Genomic DNA, 17,975 nt, shown 5'->3' on the forward strand with positions numbered 1-17,975 from the left:
TGAGACCATGATTCAAGCGCAACTCCGCCGCCATCATCCCAGAATGGCATCCGGGCCGGCGCCGCAGACGATGGCGCAAACGCGCTCGCCCTGCTTCAGCCGCACCCGGCTCTCGGCCAGTGCCGCGATGGCGGCGGCGCCGCTGAGGTCGGCGGCGAGGCCCATCTCGAACCACAGGCTTCTCGCGGCGCGCAGCATCTCGTCGTCGTCGACCAGCACGATCTCGTCGACCTTGTCGCGGACAATATCGAAGATGCGGTCGTCGGTCTTGGCGCAGGCCATGGTCGCCACCGAGGTCGTCACCTTGTCCAGCGCCACGTTGCTTCCGGCTTCGAGCGCGCGCAGCAGCACCGGCGAGCCTGTGGCCTCGATGCCGACGACGCGCACATGCGGCGCCAGCGCCTTGATCGCGGTCGCGACGCCGCTGACCAGCCCACCGCCGCCCATGGCGACCAACACTGTCGTCACATCCGGCATCTGGTCGAGGATTTCGAGGCCGACCGTGCCTTGCCCGGCGACCACGGCCGGGTCGGCGAAGGGGTGGAAATAGACAGCGCCGGTTTCGCGGACGAAGGCTTGCGCGGCCTCGTTGGATTCGTGCCAGGCCGAGCCGACGATGTGGGTGGCCGCGCCCCAGGCGCGCAGCTTCTCGATCTTGGCCGGCGAGGCGTTGGTCGGCAGGAAGATTGTTGTCGGCACGCCGGCCATGAAGCCCGCGCGGGCGGTGGCTATGCCATGGTTGCCACCCGACGCGGTGACGATGCCGTGCTCCAGCGCGGCGGGGTCGAGCGAGAGCAGCCTGTTGGTGGCGCCGCGCGCCTTGAACGATCCGGTGACCTGCAGCAGTTCCAGCTTCAGCGTCAGGTCGACGCCGCCGGCCAGCGGCGTCTTGAGGTTGCCGGCGGCGATCATCGGCGTGCGCCTGACATTGCCTTCGATGCGCGTGGCAGCGGTGCGGATGTCTTCCAGCGCGATCACGCCAGCTCTCCTTCATAGCGCGTGGCGACGGTGACGCAGCAATTGCCGACAACGACACGGCCGGGCTGGCGGCGGCCATAGACGATGCCGTCCGAGAGGTAGCGCACGGTCTCGGGCGCGCGGCCGGGGTCGGCCAGATTGTGGATGCGGCCGGCGTCCTCGCCGGCATGCACCTCGGCGCCCAGCGCGTGGAACGGTTCGAACACGCCATTGGTGGTGGCCAGCACATAGCCGTCATGGCCGGGGATGCGCAGGATGTTTTCTGGCCTCGCGGCAGGCGGCCCGCCTGTCGGCGGCAGCACGCCGAGGTGGCTCAGCACATTGCGCACGCCCTTGCGGCAGATGCCGAGCGCGTCGAGCGAGACCGTGCCGGCGCCGGCCATCTCCGTGCCGACCGTGGTCAGCCCGGCCCGCACCGACGTGGCCGTGGAGGTGCGGGGCTCGCCGAGATTGTCGATGACGACGGTGAGCGGAGCGTCGAAGGCGAGCACCGCCTCCATGTTGCGTTTGCGGTGGGCGGCGTCGGGCGCCGGCTCGATGATGGCGCTGGGCAGGATGTTGAGCGAGGAGCCGCCGGAGTGAAGATCGACATAGGCATGCCCAAGCGGCATGACGACGTCGCTGACATAGGCCGAGATCTGCTGGGTGATGGTGCCGGTCGGGTCGCCCGGGAATGTGCGGTTGAGGTTCAGCCCGTCGACGGGCGAGGTGCGGCGGCCGGCCAGCACGGCCGGCAGGTTGATCGCAGGCAGGAAGATGATGCGGCCGCTGACCATGCCCGGGTCGAGATCGCGGATGAGTTCGCCGAGCGTGATCGGCCCCTCATATTCGTCGCCATGGTTGCCGGCCTGCAGAATGACGGTCGGCCCGTTGCCGTTCCGGATCACCGCGAGCGGAATGCGGGTCGCGCCCCAGGCGTCGTCATGCGGCGAATGCGGAATGTCGACGAAACCGATCTGCTTGCCGGAACGGTCGAAATCGATGGTGGTGCGGGCGGTGGACATGCGGGCCATGTTTCTCTTTGAAACTCTGTGGGGATGAGGTGGCGAGAAGAGGCGGCGAGGGCGGAAAGGCCCCCGCCGCCAAAAAAGGTCAGATCGGCGGCAGGGTCGGCAGCGTGGTGCCGATCCACTTCTGCGACAGCGCCGAGAGCGAGCCGTCGAGCATGCCGAGATGGATGTAGGTGTCGAGCCAGCGCAGCAACTCCGGGCTGCCCTGCTGGATGCCGATGTAGCAGGGCGAGAATTGCAGGATGAATTTGGGCTTCAGCTGCACCTTGGCGTCCTTGTCCATCAAATCCTTGGCCACGACATCGGCGGTGGCCAGCAGTTGCGCCTGGCCGGAGGTGAAGGCGGCCGCGGCGGTGGCGTCGTCGTCGAAGCGCACGATCTTGGCGTTGGGCGCGGCCTTGGTAAGTTCGAGGTCCTGCGTCGTGCCGCGCGCCACGGCGATGGTCTCGTCCTTGAGTTCGGCCGGGCTCTTCACCGTGATGCTGTCGGGGCCGAAGACGCCGATCGAGAGCGCCGCATAGGGCGAGGTGAAGGCGATCTGCAGCGCGCGTTCCGGCGTCGCGCCCATGGCGGCGATGACGATGTCGAGGCGGTCGGTGACCAGATAGGGCACCCGGTTGGCGCCGGTGATCTGCTGCAGTTCGAGCTTGACGCCCAGCGCCTCGGCGATCTTCCTGGCCATGTCGACATCGAGGCCGACCGGCTCGTTCTTGGCGTCGACCGAACCGAAGGGCGGCACGTCGATCGGCACGCCGATGCGCACCGTGCCGGCGGACAGGATTTTCTGCAGGTCGGCCGCTCGAGCCGGCATTGCCGAGACGGCGCCGGCCAGGAGCACGGCTGTGACCATCCTGGTGAGATGCTTGAACATGGAACTTCCCCTTTTTCTGGTTGGACTTTCTTTTCTTAGTGAAGGACGGCGCTCAGGAAGCTCCTGAGTTCGGCCGTACGAGGCTCGAGCAAGGTCTCACGCGCTGGCCCATCCTCGTGGATGCGGCCCTCGTGCATGAAGATCACGCGGTCGGCGACGTTCTTGGCAAAGTTCATCTCATGGGTGACGAGCATCATGGTCATGCCTTCGCTGGCGACGCTTTCGAGGACGCGCAGCACTTCGCCGACCAGTTCGGGGTCGAGCGCGGAGGTGATCTCGTCGAACAGCATCAGGGTCGGCTGCATGGCCAGCGAGCGCGCGATGGCGACGCGCTGCTGCTGGCCGCCGGACAACTCGTCGGGATAGGCAAACAGCTTGTCGGCGAGGCCGACCTTGGCGACCACGGCGCGGGCGACTTCGCGGGCAGCCGGCGTGTCGAGCTTGCGCACCAGCTTCAGAGCCAGCGTGACATTGCGCTCGACATTGAGATGCGGGAACAGATTGTAGCTCTGGAACACCATGCCGGCGCGCTGGCGCAGAAGGTTGAGGTCGGCCCTGGGCGCGGTGACGTCGATGCCGTCGACGACGATGCGGCCGGCCTGCACCTTCTCCAGCCCGTTGATGCAGCGAAGCATGGTCGACTTGCCCGAGCCCGAGCGGCCGATGACGGCGACGATCTCGCCTTTTTCCACGTTGAGCGAGATGCCCTTCAGCACCTCGACCGCGCCGAAGCGCTTGCGGATATCGGCGATTTCAACGAGCGACATGAAGTCTCCTTTCCAGCATGCGGGCGAACTGGGAGAGGGAAAAGCAGATAACGAAATAGATGGCGGCGGCGATGAGGTAGACCGGCAGCGGGGCGAAGGTCGCGCCGCTGATGATCTGGCTGGCGCGGGTCAGTTCGACGAAGCCGATCAGCGCGGTGAGCGAGGTGTTCTTCACCAGCTGGACGAGGAAGCCGACGGTCGGCGCGACGGAGATGCGGATCGCCTGCGGCAGCACGACATGGCCGAGGCGCTGCACGTAGGTGAGGCCGAGCGCGGCGCCTGCCTCCCATTGCCGCTGCGACACAGATTGCAGGCTGCCGCGCCAGATCTCGCCGAAGAAGGCCGAAGCGTAGATCGACAGGGAAAGTGCCGCCGCCGTCCAGGCGTCGACCGAGAGGCCGATCAGCGGCAGGCCGAAGAAGAAGACAAAGAGCTGGCCGAGCAGCGGCGTGCCCTGGATCAGGTTGATCCAGGCGATCGCCAGCCAGTTAAGCGGCCTGAACGGGATGACCCGCAGGACGGCGACGACGATGCCGAGCAGCCCGCCGCCCACGGTGGCGGTGAGCGCCAGCAGCAGCGTCCAGCGTGCGGCCTCGATCAGGTAGACGATATCGGTGCCGCCAAATTCGCGGATCATCGGCGCGGCCTCCTGACGAAGACCATCCAGTAGACGCCGGCGAAGAAAGCCCGGAAGCCCAGCGTCAGCACGAGATAGGAAACGGTGATCAGCGTGTAGGTCTCGAAGGAGCGGTAGGTGCGCGAGTCGATGAAGGCGGCCTGGTGGAACAACTCGGTGGCGCCGATGGAGGAAACGACGCTGGTGGTCAGCATGATCAGCACGAACTGGCTGGCCAGCGCCGGGTATATGGTCTTGACCGCCTGGAACAGCACGACATGGCGGAAGGTCTGGCCGGCGGTGAGGCCGAGCGAGCGGCCGGCCTCGACCTGGCTCTGGCGCACCGACTGGAAACCGGCGCGCAGGATTTCCGCGCCATAGGCGCCCATGTTGATCGACAGCGCGATCAGCGCGGCGGTGTTGGCGCCAAGCTTGATGCCGATCGAAGGCAGGCCGAAGAAGACGATGAACAACTGCACCAGCAGCGGCGTGTTGCGCAGCGCCTCGACATAGACGCGGGCGCAGGCGCGCAGCGGCATCAGCGGGCTGATCGAGGCCATGGCGACGATCAAGCCGATGGCAAGGCCGCAGAGCATGGTGACGACCGAGAACTGCAAGGTCAGCAGCACGCCTTGCACGATCTCGGGGATATAGCGCAGCAGGACATCAAATTTGAAATTATAGCTCATGGATGCAGAGCGTCCCCCTATGCAACTCCGGGCAGATCGCTATTTTCCGCTCGGATTTGCTGGACACCACGCTATCGTCGCTTCATATGTGACGTCAAGCGTCATCTATGAAGCGGATGCAAATGACTGACGACAAGCTCAATTACAGCGCGCCGGCCCTCGAAAAGGGGCTGGATATCCTCGAATTGCTGGCCAATGCCGGCCAGCCCATGGGCACGCGCCAGATCGCCGAGGAACTGGGGCGATCGAAGAACGAGATCTTCCGCATGGTCCATGTGCTGCTTGCGCGCGGCTACATCCAGCGCGACGAGGGCGGCGAGGGGTTGATGCTGTCGAACAAGCTGTTCGGGCTGGGCATGCAGACGGCGCGCGCCCGCGACCTGGTCAGCACGGCGGCCCCGATCGTCGAGCGCTTCGCCGAGGAGGTGCACCAGGCGGCGCACCTGGTCGTCGCGCATCGCGGCGAAACCGTTATCATCGCGGCCGCGTCGGGCGGCGCGGACATGAACTTCTCGCTCAAGCTCGGCTATCGCCGGCCGCTGGCGGATGCCCATTCCGGGCTGGTGCTGATGGCGTTCCAGCCCAAGCCGGTGCGTGACCGGATGATCGCCGAATGCCTGATGCTGATGCGCGAGCCGCCGGACCCAACGACGCTCGCCGCCGAACTCGACGCGGTGCGCGAGCGCGGCGCCATCATCCATGAGAGCCGCGACATCATCGGCGTGACCGACGTCGTCTGTCCGATCATCGCCGGCGACGGGCGCGCCGTGGCCTGCGTGACGGTGGCGGCGGTCAGCCGGCGCAGTGCCGCGCCCAATTTCGAGGCCATGCTGGCGCGGCTGAAGCTCGCTTGCGCCGAGATCGCCCATGAGCTTGGAGGGTAAGGACGCTCAGCCCGCGACGATGATGTCGCGCGGCGTGCGGGACAGCACCTGCGCACCGGTCGTGGTGACAAGCACATTGTCGATGATGCGGGCGCCAAGGCCTTCGGCGCCGATATAGACCGGCGGCTCGATGGTGACCACCATGCCGGCCTTCAGCATGTGCGGGCTGTCGCCGATCATGTGCAGCGGCTCGGCCCAGCTCGGCGGAAAGCCCGGCCCCAACGCATAGCCGGATGTATGGACACGGCAGGCTTCGAGCCCGGCCTCGCCGACGACGGCGCGGGCCGCCTGGTGCGGCACGGTTGCCGGCACGCCGTCGCGAATGACAGCGATCATGGCGTCGCTGGCGCGCAGCACGATGTCGTGCAGTTCGGCCATGCGCGGAGTCGGCGTGCCCAGCGCGAAATTGCGGCCAATGGTGGCGGTATAGCGGTTGAAGGTGGCGCCGAATTCGATGTTGCCGAAATCGCCATGTTCAAGCCGGCGCGCGGTCGGCGCGCCGTGGCTGTAGGCGGAGCGCGGGCCGGAGACGAGGTTGATCGGACTGGCGGCGATGCCGCTGCCATTGCGCAGCAAGGTCTCGTGGATGCCGCCGGCCAGCGCCAGTTCCGACAGGCCCGCCGAGAGCTCGCCGGCAAAACGCTCCATGCCAAGGTCGGCAAGGGCCGCCGCGCGCCTGATATAGCCGATCTCGGCCGGCGATTTCACCAGCTTCAGCCCGGCGATCAGCTCGGTCGCCTCGGTGACCAGGGCATCGCCGATGACGGCGCGAAGGCCGAGATAATGATGCGGGTGGAGGTAATAGGCCGGCACTTCGAGACCGACGCGCCTGCCGAGCACGCCGTGGCGCCGCGCCATGCCGGCGAATGCCGCGACCGGATCCTCGTTCTCGCCGCCGCCATAGCCTTGGACCTCGCCGACAAGGGCGTCCGTCTCGAATTCATGCGCCTCGCCCTGGCGTGTCAGCACGACGAGCGGCTGGTTGTGCGCGCCGACCAGCAGGCATTGGAATTCCTGGTAGCTCTTGGCGTCGCTGCCGGTCAGCCAATGGATGGACGCCGGGTGGATGGCAACCAGCCAATCGAGATCGCGTACGGCCATGGCGGCGCGGACACGCGCCAGCCGATCGGCGAACTCGGCGGGGGTGAAGTCGTGTTTCGACATCAGTCTCGCGTCACCGCCATCGCCTCGATCTCGATCAGCAGGTTCTCGAAGGCGAAGCCGGCGACGCGGATCGCGGTCACCGCCGGACCGGGCTCGGGGTAGAATTCGCGCTGCACGCGTGCAATCACCGCGCGCGTCGCCTCGATCCCGGTCCAGCCGCCTTCGGCATGATAGTAGATATAGAGCTTGGCGACATCGCTTTCGTCGAGGCCGCCTTCGGCCAGCGTGCGGCGGATGAACTCGAAGACGTTGCGGGTCTGCGTCTCCATGTCGTCGCCGACGGCCTGCGCCTTGTTGTCGGCCGAGATCTGGCCGCCGATGAAGGCGAGCCCGCCGATCTTCCAGCCTTGCGTGAACTGGGTGTTGGGAATGCTCCAGTCCCAATGGTTGGCCGGCTGCAGGCGCTGCTTGTCGTCGCCGAGCACGCCGATGCCCTCGACCTGGATCAGTTCGTCGGCATTGCCCATGCCCTGGATGCGCAATCCGGCACCGGCCGCCGAAGGCACCGACATGTAGCGGCGGCGCACATTGGTCATCTTCTCCCAGTAGTCGGTGACCTCGCGGCCCTCGCCGAAAAAGCGGAAATAGGTGTTCTGGCGCATCAGGCTGTGGCGGTCGCCGCCGCCCGACCGCAGCATGGTGTCGAGGTTGCGGAAAGCCTCCTCGGTCTGCTCCTCGATATCGCCGAGCCCAAGCACATTGCCTTCGGCATCGAGCGAGCGCTGGCCGCCGACAAACAGCATGTCGCCGACCTTCCAGCCATGGACGAAGGGCAGCTGCTTGCGCCAGCGCCAGTGGCCCGGTGGGTCGAGCAGTTCGCGCTTGCCGCCGATCACCACCCAGGCGTCGACCATCAGCAGCGCGCCCTCGCGGTCGAGGCCACAGCGGATTTCCGTGGTGGTCGGGCCGGGGGCCGCGAAACAGCCGGCGCGAACGGCATCGAGTTCGTCGAGGAAGGCGCCGACGGCATCGGCTTCGCAACTGAAATAGATGTTGTGCTTGACCACATCGGCCATACCGGCGCCGGCCTGGGCGAGAAGGGCCGCCAGCCGGTCGAAGATGGCGCGCGCCTGACCGGTTATGCCGGTTTCGACGATATTGCCGCTGGCATCCGTCGCCATCAGCCCGCCGATGAAGACCAGGTCGCCGGCGCGGACGGCCTGCGGCGCCGATCCTTCGATATCGCTGAATGTCTGCATCCTCACCACGTATCCTCCCCGCTGATTTCAGACTTACTTACCTGCAAGTCAGTGTTCCGTCAAATGCTGGGGATGCCGCAAAGCTTCGGCGTCCAAGGCCAACGCATTTGGCTATGATGGAAGCATGGACGAGACCGACACCAGACAGGCGATCAAGGATACGGCGCTGGAGCTTCTGGTGCGCCATGGCTATCGCGGCACCAGCTTCGGCGATATTTCGGCGGCGCTCGGCACGACGCGCGCCAACATCCACTATCATTTCGGCAACAAACAGGCGCTGGTCGACGAGGTGCTTGGCGACTACATGCAGGCGACGCTGAGCGGCTTGCGCGCGGTGTGGTCGGCGCAGGGATCCAGCCTCTCGGATCAGGTCGAGGCGATGATCGCCTACAGCCGGGCGCGTTTCAGCCATTTCAATCCGACCGGTACCGAGGGGCACGGCTGGAGCCTGATCTCGCGGCTGCGCCAGGATGCCGATCTGCTGGGCGATCGCGGCCGGCAGATGCTCGGCCATTTCGGCGTCGAGCTCTCGGCTCTGTTCGCGGAGGCGCTGTCGTCGGCGGGCCGGCGTGGCGAGCTTGCGCCCAATGTGGTGCCCGCCGACGCCGCGCTGCTGTTCGCGGTGATAGCCGACAATGCCGCGCCGATCACGCTTGCCGAGGGCGGTTTCGAGCGGCTGGAGCGGACCTATCGCAGCTTGCGGCAGATGATCGAGAACCGGCCCTGAACGAATCAAGGTCCGGCTCTGTCCGCTTGTTTATCCCTGGCTAATCTCGTCCGCCTCGAGACGGGAGCGAAATTCCTCCAGCTCGGCATCGGCGATGCCGGCGATCTCGGTCTCGGCCGGGTAGCTGCCGCCGGCGACCTCCCTGCGAAAGCCTGACAGCGCCTCGATGCGGGCATTGCGGACGGCCTTGTGGAGGGCGGCCAGATTGCCCCAGGCGCGGGCGTGGCGGGGCAGGCGGGCGCTTTCGCCTGATATGTCCGAGGTGAACAGGAACATCACATCGGCTGATGGACCGGACCCCAGCGAGACCGTGACCAGCCCGGTGCGGCGGTTGATCTCGGCCATGACCTCGGCCGGAATGATCTCGCATTCGACGGCGAAGGCGCCGGCATCTTCCAGCCGGCGGAAGCGGTCCCACAATTCGAGCGCCTCGGTGGCGGTCTTGCCGACGGCGCGGATGCCGCCGACCCAGGTCGATTTGCGCGGCACGAAGCCGAGGTGGCCCATGACCGGGATCTGCTCGTTGGCGAGCATGCGCACGGTGTCGTGGCCGCGTCCGGTGATGACGGCGTCGGCGCCGGTCGTGATCGCGCTGAAAGCGGTGCGCAGGATCTCGTCCGATGTCACCGCGTCAGCGAAGCCGAGGGCGGCGGTGACGAAGACACGGCGCGAGCCTTCGCGCACGCGCGCCACATTGGCGGCGCGGCAGACGACCATCTCGATGCCGGCGGCCTCCGCCGCCGCGGCCTCGTCCGCGGTCTCGGCCGTCACCTGCGCGACATGCCGGCCGCTGCCCTTCAGCGCCCGCAGGCCGGCGACGGTCGCGCTGCGCTCGACCTCGCGGCCGCCGAAGTCGAAGATGCGGGGCATGTCAGCCCTTCAGCTTCTTGGCGTAGTAGTCGGGTGCGACAACGCCGGGCTTGGAGAACCAGGCCGGCACGTCGACGCCGGAATAGATGAGGATGTTGCCCCAGGGGTCGAAGGCGCCGGTGCGCACGATGACCTTGGCCTTTTTGGCCATCTCGCCGAGGATGGTCTCGTGTGTGGTCGTCTCGAAATCGGCGTCGGGGAACAGGCGCTTGAGCTTCGCCAGCAACGGCGCGTTGTGCACCGGCAGCGTGTCGGCATAGCCGACGCGCTCGGCGATCAGGTTCGCCGCGATCGGGCCGAGCACCGTTTCCAGGTCCGGCACGTCGGGCGAGATGGCGAGGTCGATGCGCCAAGCGCTCGACGGGATCGGAAAGCCGGCGTCGCAGACGATCATCAGATCGCCATGGCCCATCGAGGCGATGGCGTGCGACAGTTCGGCGTTGAGCAGGCGGTTCCGGTTCATCTCTTTTCCTTCCGTGTTATTTCTGGGGCCATGTTGTCTTAAGGGCTTCGGCGAACAGCGCGTCGGCCTGTGCCCGTTCGGGCAAGCCGGGAATGACGCCGAGCCTTGTGCAGGCTATGCCGCCGCAGACGACGCCGAAGCGCACGGCGTCGACAATGTCGCGGCCCTCGGCCAGTGCCACGGCAAAGCCCGAGTTGAAGGCGTCGCCGGCGCCGGTCGTGTCGACCACCTCGACCGGCACGGCCGGCACCATGATGTCGAGTTCGTCGGTGAGGATGAGCGCGCCGCTGCGGCCGAGCGTGACCACGACGTTGCGCACGCCACGGCGGCGCAGTTCGCCGGCCAGTTCGCGTGACGAGCGCGGATCGTCGGCGGGCAGGCCAAGCAGTATGCGCAATTCGCTTTCGTTCGGCGTCAGATAATCGACATTGGCGAAGATCGCGTCGGGAAGCTGGCGCGCGGGTGCTGGATTGAGGATGGTGCGGGCGCCGTGCCTGCGGCCAAGCTCCATGGCGCGGGCGGCGGCCGGTATCGGCACTTCGAGCACGGTCATCACCACATCGCTGTGCGCAATGCGCTGTTCGGCCGTGTCGACGCTAGCGGCGTCCATCAGCTCATTGGCGCCCATGTCGAGGATGATGAAATTCTCGCCCTTGTCGTTGAGGATGATGAAGCCGACGCCCGTGGCGCGTTCCGTCCGTGTCGTCACAAAGCTCGCATCGACGCCCTCGGCGGCATAGAGGTCGGTGGCGATGCCGGCGAGCTTGTCGGTGCCGATGATGGCGACCAGCGAGGAGGCGGCGCCGAGCCTGGAGGTCGCCACCGCCTGGTTCGAGCCCTTGCCGCCGGCGCCCATGTCGAAATCGGTGCCGAGCATGGTTTCGCCGAAGATCGGCAGTTTCGGCGCCCGCATGGTCAGGCCGACAGCGAAGCTGCCGACGATGGTGATCCTTGGTGCGGTCTGGGGTTTGCTCATCAATCGCCTCGTTCAGGACGCCATGGCGCGCGCCAGGATCGCTTCCTCGTTGATGCCGGCTCCGGTCAGTTCACCCGAAACGCGGCCATTGCGCAGCACCAGAACGCGTTCGGCGTTCATGATCAATTCGGGAATCTCCGACGAGATCATCACCACCGCCACGCCTTCGCCGGCGATGCCGCGCAAAATGGCGTAGATCTCGGCCTTGGCGCCGACATCGACGCCGCGCGTCGGCTCGTGCAGCACCAGCACGCGCGGATTGGTGACGAGGCTGCGGCCAAGGATGATCTTCTGCTGGTTGCCGCCGGACAGCGTGGCGAGCTTCTGGCCGAGATGTGAAATGCGCGCATCGAGCCGGGCGACCTGCGCGCGCGCCTCGCGGCGCACGGCACCACGCCGCATGAAGCCGGCCAGCGAAAAGCGCGGCAGCGAGGCCGAGACGACATTGTTGGCGACGCTCATGCTCAGCAGCGCGCCGGCGCCGCGCCGGTCGGCCGGCACCAGCGCCATGCCGTTGCGGATCGAGGCCCGCGGGTCGGCGGCGCGCAATTCCGTGCCGTCGATGGTGACGCGACCGCGCCGGGCGCAGAGGCCGAACAGGGCTTCGCCGAGCATGTCTTTGCCGGAATCGGGCAGGCCGCCAATGCCGAGGATCTCGCCGGCGCGGGCATGGAAGCTCAGCTCGTCCAGGCTCGGTGCGGTCAGCTTTTCGACGGCGAGCACGATCGGCGCCTCATGCGAGCGCGCCTCGGCCTGCAGCGACCACTGTGCCGCCGTGTCGAGTTCGCGGCCGACCATGGCGCGAATCAGCCGGCCCTCCGACAGGCCGTCATTGTCCATGGTCTCGATGGTACGGCCGTCGCGCATCACGGTGATGCGGTCGGCAAGGTCGAGCACTTCCTTCAAATGATGCGAAACGTAGATGATGGTGACGCCTTCGCTGCGCAACTGTTTGACGATCTCGAACAGGCGGTCGCTCTCGCGCTTGGAGAGCGCCGAATTGGGTTCGTCGAGCACCAGCACGCGGGCGCGCTGGCGGATGGCGCCGGCGATCTCGACCAGCTGCATCTCGGCCACCGAAAGGCGCGAGACCCTGGTGTCGGGATCGAGCGTGCCCATGCCGAGCCGGGTGAGCGCGGCGCGCGCCTCGCGCCGCATCTCGTCGCGCGGCACCAGCGACACGACGGAGCGCGTCGCCATGTCCGACATCATGATGTTTTCGGCGATGGTCAGCGTCGGGCAGAGCGCCAGTTCCTGGTAGACCACGGTGATGCCGGCGGCGCGGCTGGCGAGCGGCGAGGCGATAATTGCCGGCTTGCCGTCGATGCGGATCTCGCCGCCTTCGGGCTGCAGGTCGCCGGCCAGCATGTTCATCAGCGTCGATTTGCCGGCGCCGTTCTCGCCGATCACGGCATGCACCTCGCCGGCGCGGAAGGCGACGGAAATACGGTCGAGCGCCAGCACGCCGGGGAACCGCTTGGTCAGGCCGGAGATTTCGACGATCGGGGCAGGGGTCTGTTGTTCTGTCATCGGCTGGCTGGCCAGGCGGATCCGCCGGTCGCGAGGACCGGCGAACCCGCGGGGCTGGCTTGTTACTTCTTGGCCACCTCGGCGATGTTTTCCTTGGTGTAGATGCCGACGCCGGTATCGACATTGTCGATCGGCTCGCCCTTGAGGAACTTGGCCAGAAGGTCGACGGCGGCAAAGCCCTGCTTTTCCGGCGCCTGATCGATCGTGGCGTCGACATTGCCGTCCTGCACGAGCTGCACCGTCTGGTCGAGCAGGTCGAAGCCGACCACCTTGACCTTGTCGGCGGCCTTGTTGCGTTCCACCCAGGTGCCGGCGGCCGGCGTCGAGCAGCATTCCAGCGACAGCACGCCCGAGATCGACGGGTTGGCGAGCATGGCGTTCTCGATCGCCGAATAGATCTTCTGCGGGTCGGTGCCGGTGTTGAGCGTGTTGACAACTTCGATGCCGGGCTCGGCCTTGAGCGCTTCGCGAGCGCCTTTCTCGCGGTCGAGCGACCATTGCGCGGCGGCGTCGATGGTGGTGATCATCACCTTGCCCTTGCCGCCCAGCACCTTGGACATCAGCTTGCCCGCCTCGCGGCCGGACTGGACGAGGTCCTGGCCGGCGAAGGCGAGGCGCTTGCTCTGGGGATTGTCGGTGTTGAAGGTGACGACCGGGATGCCGGCGGCAATGACGCGGTCGATCACCGGCGCCAGCGCGTCGGTCGAGACCGAGGAGATCGCCAGGCCGTCCATCTTGCCCATCAGCGTCTCGATCTCCGAGATCTGGCCGTCGGCATCGGCGCCGACCGGGCCGATGAACTGAGCGCCGACCTTGTCCTCCTTGGCGGCGCGCTCGACGCCCGCCTTCATGAACGGCGCGAATTCGTTGGAGACGTCATGGTAGGAGACGTAGAAGTCGAGCGGCTGGCCGGCATCGATCTTGGCCTTGATGCGAGGCGCAAGCTGGAAATCGGCGAGCTTGGATTCGGCGTGGGCCGAGAGTGGAAGAAGGCCGATCGCTGCCGCGAGAATGACGTGTCTGATGTTCATGGATAGTCCTCCCTTTTTGGTTCTGGTTGCTTCTGTCTTCTGCGATTAACCGGCTCGGCGCGTGCTCCATTTGTCGATGCCGACCGCGATGATGATGACCAGGCCGATCATCAGTTCCTGCACGAAGGGCGACACGCCGAGCAGCACAAGGCCGTTGCGCATGACGCCGATGATGAGCACGCCCAGAATGGTGCCGAGGATCGTGCCTTCGCCGCCCGACAGCGAGGCGCCGCCGACAATGGTGGCGGCGATGACGTCGAGCTCGAGGCCAAGGCCGGTGCGTCCGGCCTGGCTGGAGGGCAGGAAGGCGAGGCCCAGAATGCCGGCGAAGGCGGCAAGCACGCCCATCAGGATGAAGGCTGATATCTTGACCTTGTTGACGGAGATGCCGGAAACGCGCGCCGCCTTGGCGCTGCCGCCGACGGCATAGACGCGGAAGCCGAAATTGGAGAAGGACAGGACAAGCCAGGCCAGCACCGCGACGATGACCAGGAACACCAACTGCATGGGAATGATGGTGAAGAGATAGCCCTGGCCCATGAAGGAGAAGGCCTGCAGCACATCGGGCAGCGCGCCATTGCGGGCGTTGACCGTCACCGGCTGGCCGTTGGTCAGGATCAGCGCCGCACCGCGCACGATCGAGAGCATGCCGAGCGTGGCGATCAGGGAGGGCAGGCGACCATAGGTGGAGAGCACGCCGTTGATGAGGCCGATGACGACGCCGGTGGCGAGGCCGACGCAGATCGCCGGCAGCAGCGCCCAGCCGGCGATGATCAGCATGCCGGTGGCGAGGCCCGAAAACGCATAGGTCGAGCCGACCGACAGGTCGACCTCGCCCGCGATCAGCACGAACGTCATGCCGACCGCCATGATCCCGAGCAAGGAGATCTGGCGCCCGACATTGAGCAGGTTGAGCGATGTCAGGAATCCATCGGTGGCGAAGGACAAGAACAGGCACAGCACGAGCAGGGCGATGAACACACCTGCCTCGCGCGCCCGCAAAAGCCGCGCCAGCGTGAATCGGTCCGTGGCTGGCGCGCGCGCGCCGGTCCTGACCGCATGGGCCATACAGCATCCTCCCTCAGCGTGATCGGCCGGTCCTCACCAGCGTGACCACTCTTCCATTCCATCGACCCGGGCCGAGCTCGTGCGCGGGCCGATGCATTCGTGCCGATCCCAAACTGATTCAGGGTCGGGCTCTATCTCCCTGTTCGGCCATGATCTTTCGGCAAGCCGTGCGCGGCTCCGGGGATCATGGCCAAGGCGTGGGCGTCGCCGTCCATGCCGGTATTCTCCGGCGTCAGGACGCCTGGCGGAACGAACCGGCCGGCACCTTGCGCAGCTCGTCGAAATTCCCGTATTCGCGAACCTTCTTGAACGGCGCGTTCTCGACGGCGTTGTAGGAGCAGATGTAGCCCCAGCGATAGGTGTCGGACCGGTTGGCATCGGAGCGGTGCAGCAGATTGCCGTCGAAGATCAGCGCGTCGCCGGCTTCCATCTCGACATAGATGTGCTCGTAGCGCTTCAGTGCTGCGTCCAGATGTTCCTGCTCGACATTGGTCTGGTCGTTCTCGCGGATATGATTGAGGCGACCGAGCTTGTGCGTACCCTTCAGCACCTGCAGGCAGCCATTCTCGCGGGTCGCCTTGTCGAGCGCGACATAGATGCTCATCATCTCCGGCGCCAGGCAGCCGTAATTGTACCAGTAGCCGAAATCCTGATGCCATTCCCAGGCGCCGCCCTCATTGGGCTGCTTCATCGTCATCTTGTGGCTGTAGAGGTAGATCGGCTTGCCGACGGCGTCTTCCGCCAGGTCGACCATGCGCTCGTCGCGGGCGAGCAGCCCGTATTTGTCGTCCTCGGCCTTGGTCCACATCTTCAGAAGGGTGGTCTTGCCCTCCTTGTCGCCCTTGGCCATCACGGCGCCATTCTTGTTTTCCGCTTCCAGCTGCGCGCGGGCATGGTCGCGAAAATCCTCCACTTCCGCCACGCTGAGCAGCCCCCTGCGGATAATATAGCCATCACGGGCGTAGTCTTCCGCCTCTTTCCTCGTCATCGCCAGCATCGTCTTGCCTCCCTGGACTGTCGGGCCGTCAGCGGCGCAAGGCGCCGGGAAAACCCGTGAAACTGGGGTTCTCGGTAAAAGCCCGCAGAAATCCCCGACCTCATGCGAGCAACCATAGCGACGCTGGGCGGCGAACAAAATGGACAGCAAGGCGCTTGTTTTGTATAAAACGCGCATATGAACAAGACGGATGTTTTCGAGAGTTTCCACTATGTGCCGGCCGCGGGCTGGACGCGCACGGCCTTCAGCGTGCTGCGCGCCGGCAAGGTGGCGGCGGCGCGCGATTACCGCATAGAACGGCCGGTCTACCCCGGGCAGGACATCCTCTACTGCCTGTCGGGGAGGGGCCATGTCGAGACGCTGGGGCAGCGGCTGGACGTGCGCGCCCACCAGCTGGTGTGGATGGCCAATGAGGCTCCGCATGTGCATTGCGCCGATCCGGACGAGCCGTGGACGCTGCTGTGGTTCCGGCTCGACGGTCCGGACCCGGCGATCCTGCGGCGCAAGCTGTTCGGCGAGGGCGTGTTGCGCACCGCCTTCACGGAAGCGACCAGCCCGGCGCCATGGTTCGAGCGGCTGTTTTCGGCGCTGCGCCGACGCGACGCCGGTCTCGACCTGCGGCTGAACCAACTGGTCGCCGAGTTCCTGCTTCTGGTCGACCGCGCGGTGAACGGCGCCGGCAATGACGACCTGCCGAAGCCGCTGGCCTCGGCGCTCGACGCCATGCGCGCCGAACCCGGTTTTGCGTGGGCGGCATCCGACCTTGCCGCCGTCACCGGGCTCGGCGCCTCGCAGGTGCGGCGGCTGTTCCAGAAACATCTGCGCACCAGCCCGCATCAATGGCTGATGCGCGAGCGGCTGATGCAGGCGCAATCGCTGCTGGTGCAGGGTGATCAGCCGCTGGCCGAAGTGGCGGAAGCCTGTGGCTTCTGCGACGTCTATCATTTCGGGCGCGAGTTCAAACGCTCGGTGGGCATTTCGCCGGCCGCCTGGCGGCGCAGCGAACTGAGTGCGGCGCCGGGGCGGTAGGAGGGCATGGAGGGTGGCAGCTTACCTCGGCCGTTAGCGGAAACGCCCGACACTTCGTCATCCACGGGCGGAGCAGGAGCGAAGCTCCGTCGCGAAGACCCGAGGATCCATTCCGTGACCTTGACCGAGGGCGCAGCGGAGCAGAATTCTGCACCGTGGCAGCGCATCGGAGTCCCGGCATGGATCCTCGGGTCTGCGCCGCGTCGCTTCGCTCCTTGCTCCGCCCGTGGATGACGAACGCGAGGAGGCTTTCGGCCAATTCCAATACTGTGCGCTCAGTCTTTTCAAGTGCTTGGGCGCGCCCGCTCAGATTCTGAGTCGGCGCCCGAGAAGCCCTGGCCCTTGAGAATCCCTCTGCCTTCAGCAAGATGACGAACATGAGCAAGCCGATTTCCACCGCCCCACCGCGCAAGGCGCCGATGGCGTTGACCGAAGCGCTGGTGGCGCGCACCATGCGCGTGGTCGAGGATGCCGGGCCGACGCCGGGCATGGTCCATATGACTGACGCCGACTATGCGCGATTTCGCGACGAGATCCTGGCCTCGGCGCCGCCTGGACCGCTGAAGCTGTTTGCCTATGGCTCGCTGCTGTGGAAGCCGGCCGGCGAGGTCGGGGGCGGCGAACGGGCGGTGGCGCGGGGCTGGCACCGGTCGTTCTGCTTCACGGTGCAGCGCTTTCGCGGCACGCTCGAGCAGCCCGGCCTGATGATGGCGCTCGACCGCGGCGGCCAGTGCCAGGGCATGGTGTTCGAGATCGCCGAGCCGGTCGCGGCCAATCTGGAAGCGCTGCTGCGCCGCGAGATGACCATCCTGCCCGCCGTCAACGTGCCGCGCTGGCTGCAGGTCGGTACCGAAGGCGGGGTGAGCCGGGCGCTGGGCTTCGTCGTCGATCCCGCCAATCCGCGCTATGCCGGCAAGCTCGACAAGAAGGCGGTCGCCGCGACTTTGGCGAGGGCCGTCGGCCATTGGGGCTCAGGCGCGCAATATCTGTTCGAGACGATCCGCCATCTCGACACCTGCGGGATCCGCGACCGCAATCTGTGGCAGTTGCAGGAACTGGTGGCGCAGGAGATCGGACGAGTGCATGCCGGGGTCTAGTGGCTTAGC

The 17,975-nt window shown here is 66.4% G+C and carries 19 protein-coding genes; 4 read left to right on the plus strand and 15 right to left on the minus strand.

Translation table 11 applies throughout. The features are described from left to right. Positions 1-33 precede the first annotated feature (33 nt). The 6 genes from AC07UC_RS14810 to AC07UC_RS14835 form a co-directional block, all read right to left on the minus strand. Positions 34-978, minus strand: coding sequence for a threonine ammonia-lyase (locus tag AC07UC_RS14810; RefSeq protein WP_140774193.1), 945 nt, complete (start codon positions 976-978; stop codon positions 34-36). Continuing rightward, positions 975-1,991 carry a succinylglutamate desuccinylase/aspartoacylase family protein gene (locus AC07UC_RS14815; protein WP_065005258.1) on the minus strand — a complete coding sequence of 339 codons (1,017 nt, stop codon included), beginning with the start codon at positions 1,989-1,991 and terminating at the stop codon, positions 975-977. The genes AC07UC_RS14810 and AC07UC_RS14815 overlap by 4 nt, the downstream gene beginning before the upstream one ends. Before the next feature lie 79 nt (positions 1,992-2,070). After that, positions 2,071-2,859, minus strand: a complete 789-nt coding sequence (locus AC07UC_RS14820) for a transporter substrate-binding domain-containing protein (RefSeq protein WP_494906530.1) — start codon at positions 2,857-2,859, stop codon at positions 2,071-2,073. Between the two features lie 35 nt (positions 2,860-2,894). Further along, positions 2,895-3,626 (minus strand): amino acid ABC transporter ATP-binding protein, encoded by a 732-nt coding sequence (locus AC07UC_RS14825; RefSeq protein WP_494906531.1) that lies wholly within the window; start codon positions 3,624-3,626, stop codon positions 2,895-2,897. Continuing rightward, complete coding sequence (locus AC07UC_RS14830) at positions 3,613-4,263, minus strand: amino acid ABC transporter permease (RefSeq protein WP_494906532.1); 651 nt, start codon at positions 4,261-4,263, stop codon at positions 3,613-3,615. Before AC07UC_RS14830 ends, AC07UC_RS14825 begins: the two co-directional genes overlap by 14 nt. Continuing rightward, a complete protein-coding gene (locus AC07UC_RS14835; protein ID WP_140774189.1) occupies positions 4,260-4,931 on the minus strand; it encodes an amino acid ABC transporter permease in 672 nt (223 codons plus the stop codon). Before AC07UC_RS14835 ends, AC07UC_RS14830 begins: the two co-directional genes overlap by 4 nt. A gap of 122 nt (positions 4,932-5,053) precedes the next feature. Here AC07UC_RS14835 and AC07UC_RS14840 point away from each other — a divergent pair, with 122 nt between their 5' ends. Then, positions 5,054-5,815 carry an IclR family transcriptional regulator gene (locus AC07UC_RS14840; protein ID WP_172349324.1) on the plus strand — a complete coding sequence of 254 codons (762 nt, stop codon included), beginning with the start codon at positions 5,054-5,056 and terminating at the stop codon, positions 5,813-5,815. A 6-nt stretch (positions 5,816-5,821) separates the two neighbouring features. On the opposite strand, the gene AC07UC_RS14845 is transcribed toward AC07UC_RS14840, so the two are convergent. Beyond that, entirely contained in the window at positions 5,822-6,979 is a 1,158-nt protein-coding gene (locus AC07UC_RS14845; protein WP_494906533.1) for a M24 family metallopeptidase, read from the minus strand. Further along, a complete protein-coding gene (locus tag AC07UC_RS14850; RefSeq protein ID WP_494906534.1) occupies positions 6,979-8,178 on the minus strand; it encodes a RidA family protein in 1,200 nt (399 codons plus the stop codon). The genes AC07UC_RS14845 and AC07UC_RS14850 overlap by 1 nt, the downstream gene beginning before the upstream one ends. Before the next feature lie 124 nt (positions 8,179-8,302). Between AC07UC_RS14850 and AC07UC_RS14855 the strand changes: the two genes are divergently transcribed. Next, the gene (locus tag AC07UC_RS14855; RefSeq protein WP_140774186.1) at positions 8,303-8,905 is read left to right on the plus strand and encodes a TetR/AcrR family transcriptional regulator; all 603 of its coding nucleotides are present in this window, start codon (positions 8,303-8,305) and stop codon (positions 8,903-8,905) included. Positions 8,906-8,935: 30 nt separating this feature from the next. Here AC07UC_RS14855 and AC07UC_RS14860 read toward each other — a convergent pair whose 3' ends face one another. The 7 genes from AC07UC_RS14860 to AC07UC_RS14890 all read right to left on the minus strand — a co-directional run bounded on the left by AC07UC_RS14860 (position 8,936) and on the right by AC07UC_RS14890 (position 15,840). Continuing rightward, positions 8,936-9,775, minus strand: coding sequence for a 3-methyl-2-oxobutanoate hydroxymethyltransferase (locus AC07UC_RS14860; RefSeq protein ID WP_494906535.1), 840 nt, complete (start codon positions 9,773-9,775; stop codon positions 8,936-8,938). A 1-nt stretch (position 9,776) separates the two neighbouring features. After that, positions 9,777-10,238, minus strand: coding sequence for a D-ribose pyranase (gene rbsD / locus AC07UC_RS14865; protein WP_202326552.1), 462 nt, complete (start codon positions 10,236-10,238; stop codon positions 9,777-9,779). 16 nt (positions 10,239-10,254) lie between these two features. Continuing rightward, positions 10,255-11,214 carry a ribokinase gene (locus tag AC07UC_RS14870; RefSeq protein ID WP_494906536.1) on the minus strand — a complete coding sequence of 320 codons (960 nt, stop codon included), beginning with the start codon at positions 11,212-11,214 and terminating at the stop codon, positions 10,255-10,257. A gap of 12 nt (positions 11,215-11,226) precedes the next feature. Continuing rightward, entirely contained in the window at positions 11,227-12,744 is a 1,518-nt protein-coding gene (locus AC07UC_RS14875) for a sugar ABC transporter ATP-binding protein (protein ID WP_494906537.1), read from the minus strand. 62 nt (positions 12,745-12,806) lie between these two features. After that, positions 12,807-13,775: a sugar ABC transporter substrate-binding protein gene (locus AC07UC_RS14880; protein ID WP_494906538.1), complete on the minus strand. Its 969-nt coding sequence runs from the start codon at positions 13,773-13,775 to the stop codon at positions 12,807-12,809. Positions 13,776-13,820: 45 nt separating this feature from the next. Further along, positions 13,821-14,843, minus strand: a complete 1,023-nt coding sequence (locus AC07UC_RS14885) for an ABC transporter permease (protein WP_172349331.1) — start codon at positions 14,841-14,843, stop codon at positions 13,821-13,823. A gap of 232 nt (positions 14,844-15,075) precedes the next feature. Then, positions 15,076-15,840, minus strand: a complete 765-nt coding sequence (locus AC07UC_RS14890; RefSeq protein WP_140774179.1) for a phytanoyl-CoA dioxygenase family protein — start codon at positions 15,838-15,840, stop codon at positions 15,076-15,078. Between the two features lie 177 nt (positions 15,841-16,017). Here AC07UC_RS14890 and AC07UC_RS14895 point away from each other — a divergent pair, with 177 nt between their 5' ends. Together AC07UC_RS14895 and AC07UC_RS14900 are read left to right on the plus strand one after the other, a co-directional pair. Next, a complete protein-coding gene (locus tag AC07UC_RS14895; RefSeq protein ID WP_494906539.1) occupies positions 16,018-16,869 on the plus strand; it encodes a helix-turn-helix domain-containing protein in 852 nt (283 codons plus the stop codon). A 377-nt stretch (positions 16,870-17,246) separates the two neighbouring features. Next, positions 17,247-17,966, plus strand: coding sequence for a gamma-glutamylcyclotransferase (locus AC07UC_RS14900; protein ID WP_494906540.1), 720 nt, complete (start codon positions 17,247-17,249; stop codon positions 17,964-17,966). Positions 17,967-17,975: the final 9 nt, after the last annotated feature.

Source organism: Mesorhizobium sp. GW821-FHT04C10, from assembly GCF_059420305.1.

What these genes read in the sequence shown, in the direction of transcription:
- AC07UC_RS14815 (WP_065005258.1), bottom strand. Translation starts at nt 1,991, where the DNA reads ATGGCCCGCATGTCCACCGCCCGCACCACCATCGATTTCGACCGTTCC.
- AC07UC_RS14820 (WP_494906530.1), bottom strand. Translation starts at nt 2,859, where the DNA reads ATGTTCAAGCATCTCACCAGGATGGTCACAGCCGTGCTCCTGGCCGGC.
- AC07UC_RS14825 (WP_494906531.1), bottom strand. Translation starts at nt 3,626, where the DNA reads ATGTCGCTCGTTGAAATCGCCGATATCCGCAAGCGCTTCGGCGCGGTC.
- AC07UC_RS14830 (WP_494906532.1), bottom strand. Translation starts at nt 4,263, where the DNA reads ATGATCCGCGAATTTGGCGGCACCGATATCGTCTACCTGATCGAGGCC.
- AC07UC_RS14835 (WP_140774189.1), bottom strand. Translation starts at nt 4,931, where the DNA reads ATGAGCTATAATTTCAAATTTGATGTCCTGCTGCGCTATATCCCCGAG.
- AC07UC_RS14840 (WP_172349324.1), top strand. Translation starts at nt 5,054, where the DNA reads ATGACTGACGACAAGCTCAATTACAGCGCGCCGGCCCTCGAAAAGGGG.
- AC07UC_RS14845 (WP_494906533.1), bottom strand. Translation starts at nt 6,979, where the DNA reads ATGTCGAAACACGACTTCACCCCCGCCGAGTTCGCCGATCGGCTGGCG.
- AC07UC_RS14850 (WP_494906534.1), bottom strand. Translation starts at nt 8,178, where the DNA reads ATGCAGACATTCAGCGATATCGAAGGATCGGCGCCGCAGGCCGTCCGC.
- AC07UC_RS14855 (WP_140774186.1), top strand. Translation starts at nt 8,303, where the DNA reads ATGGACGAGACCGACACCAGACAGGCGATCAAGGATACGGCGCTGGAG.
- AC07UC_RS14860 (WP_494906535.1), bottom strand. Translation starts at nt 9,775, where the DNA reads ATGCCCCGCATCTTCGACTTCGGCGGCCGCGAGGTCGAGCGCAGCGCG.
- rbsD (WP_202326552.1), bottom strand. Translation starts at nt 10,238, where the DNA reads ATGAACCGGAACCGCCTGCTCAACGCCGAACTGTCGCACGCCATCGCC.
- AC07UC_RS14870 (WP_494906536.1), bottom strand. Translation starts at nt 11,214, where the DNA reads ATGAGCAAACCCCAGACCGCACCAAGGATCACCATCGTCGGCAGCTTC.
- AC07UC_RS14875 (WP_494906537.1), bottom strand. Translation starts at nt 12,744, where the DNA reads ATGACAGAACAACAGACCCCTGCCCCGATCGTCGAAATCTCCGGCCTG.
- AC07UC_RS14880 (WP_494906538.1), bottom strand. Translation starts at nt 13,775, where the DNA reads ATGAACATCAGACACGTCATTCTCGCGGCAGCGATCGGCCTTCTTCCA.
- AC07UC_RS14885 (WP_172349331.1), bottom strand. Translation starts at nt 14,843, where the DNA reads ATGGCCCATGCGGTCAGGACCGGCGCGCGCGCGCCAGCCACGGACCGA.
- AC07UC_RS14890 (WP_140774179.1), bottom strand. Translation starts at nt 15,840, where the DNA reads ATGCTGGCGATGACGAGGAAAGAGGCGGAAGACTACGCCCGTGATGGC.
- AC07UC_RS14895 (WP_494906539.1), top strand. Translation starts at nt 16,018, where the DNA reads ATGAACAAGACGGATGTTTTCGAGAGTTTCCACTATGTGCCGGCCGCG.
- AC07UC_RS14900 (WP_494906540.1), top strand. Translation starts at nt 17,247, where the DNA reads ATGAGCAAGCCGATTTCCACCGCCCCACCGCGCAAGGCGCCGATGGCG.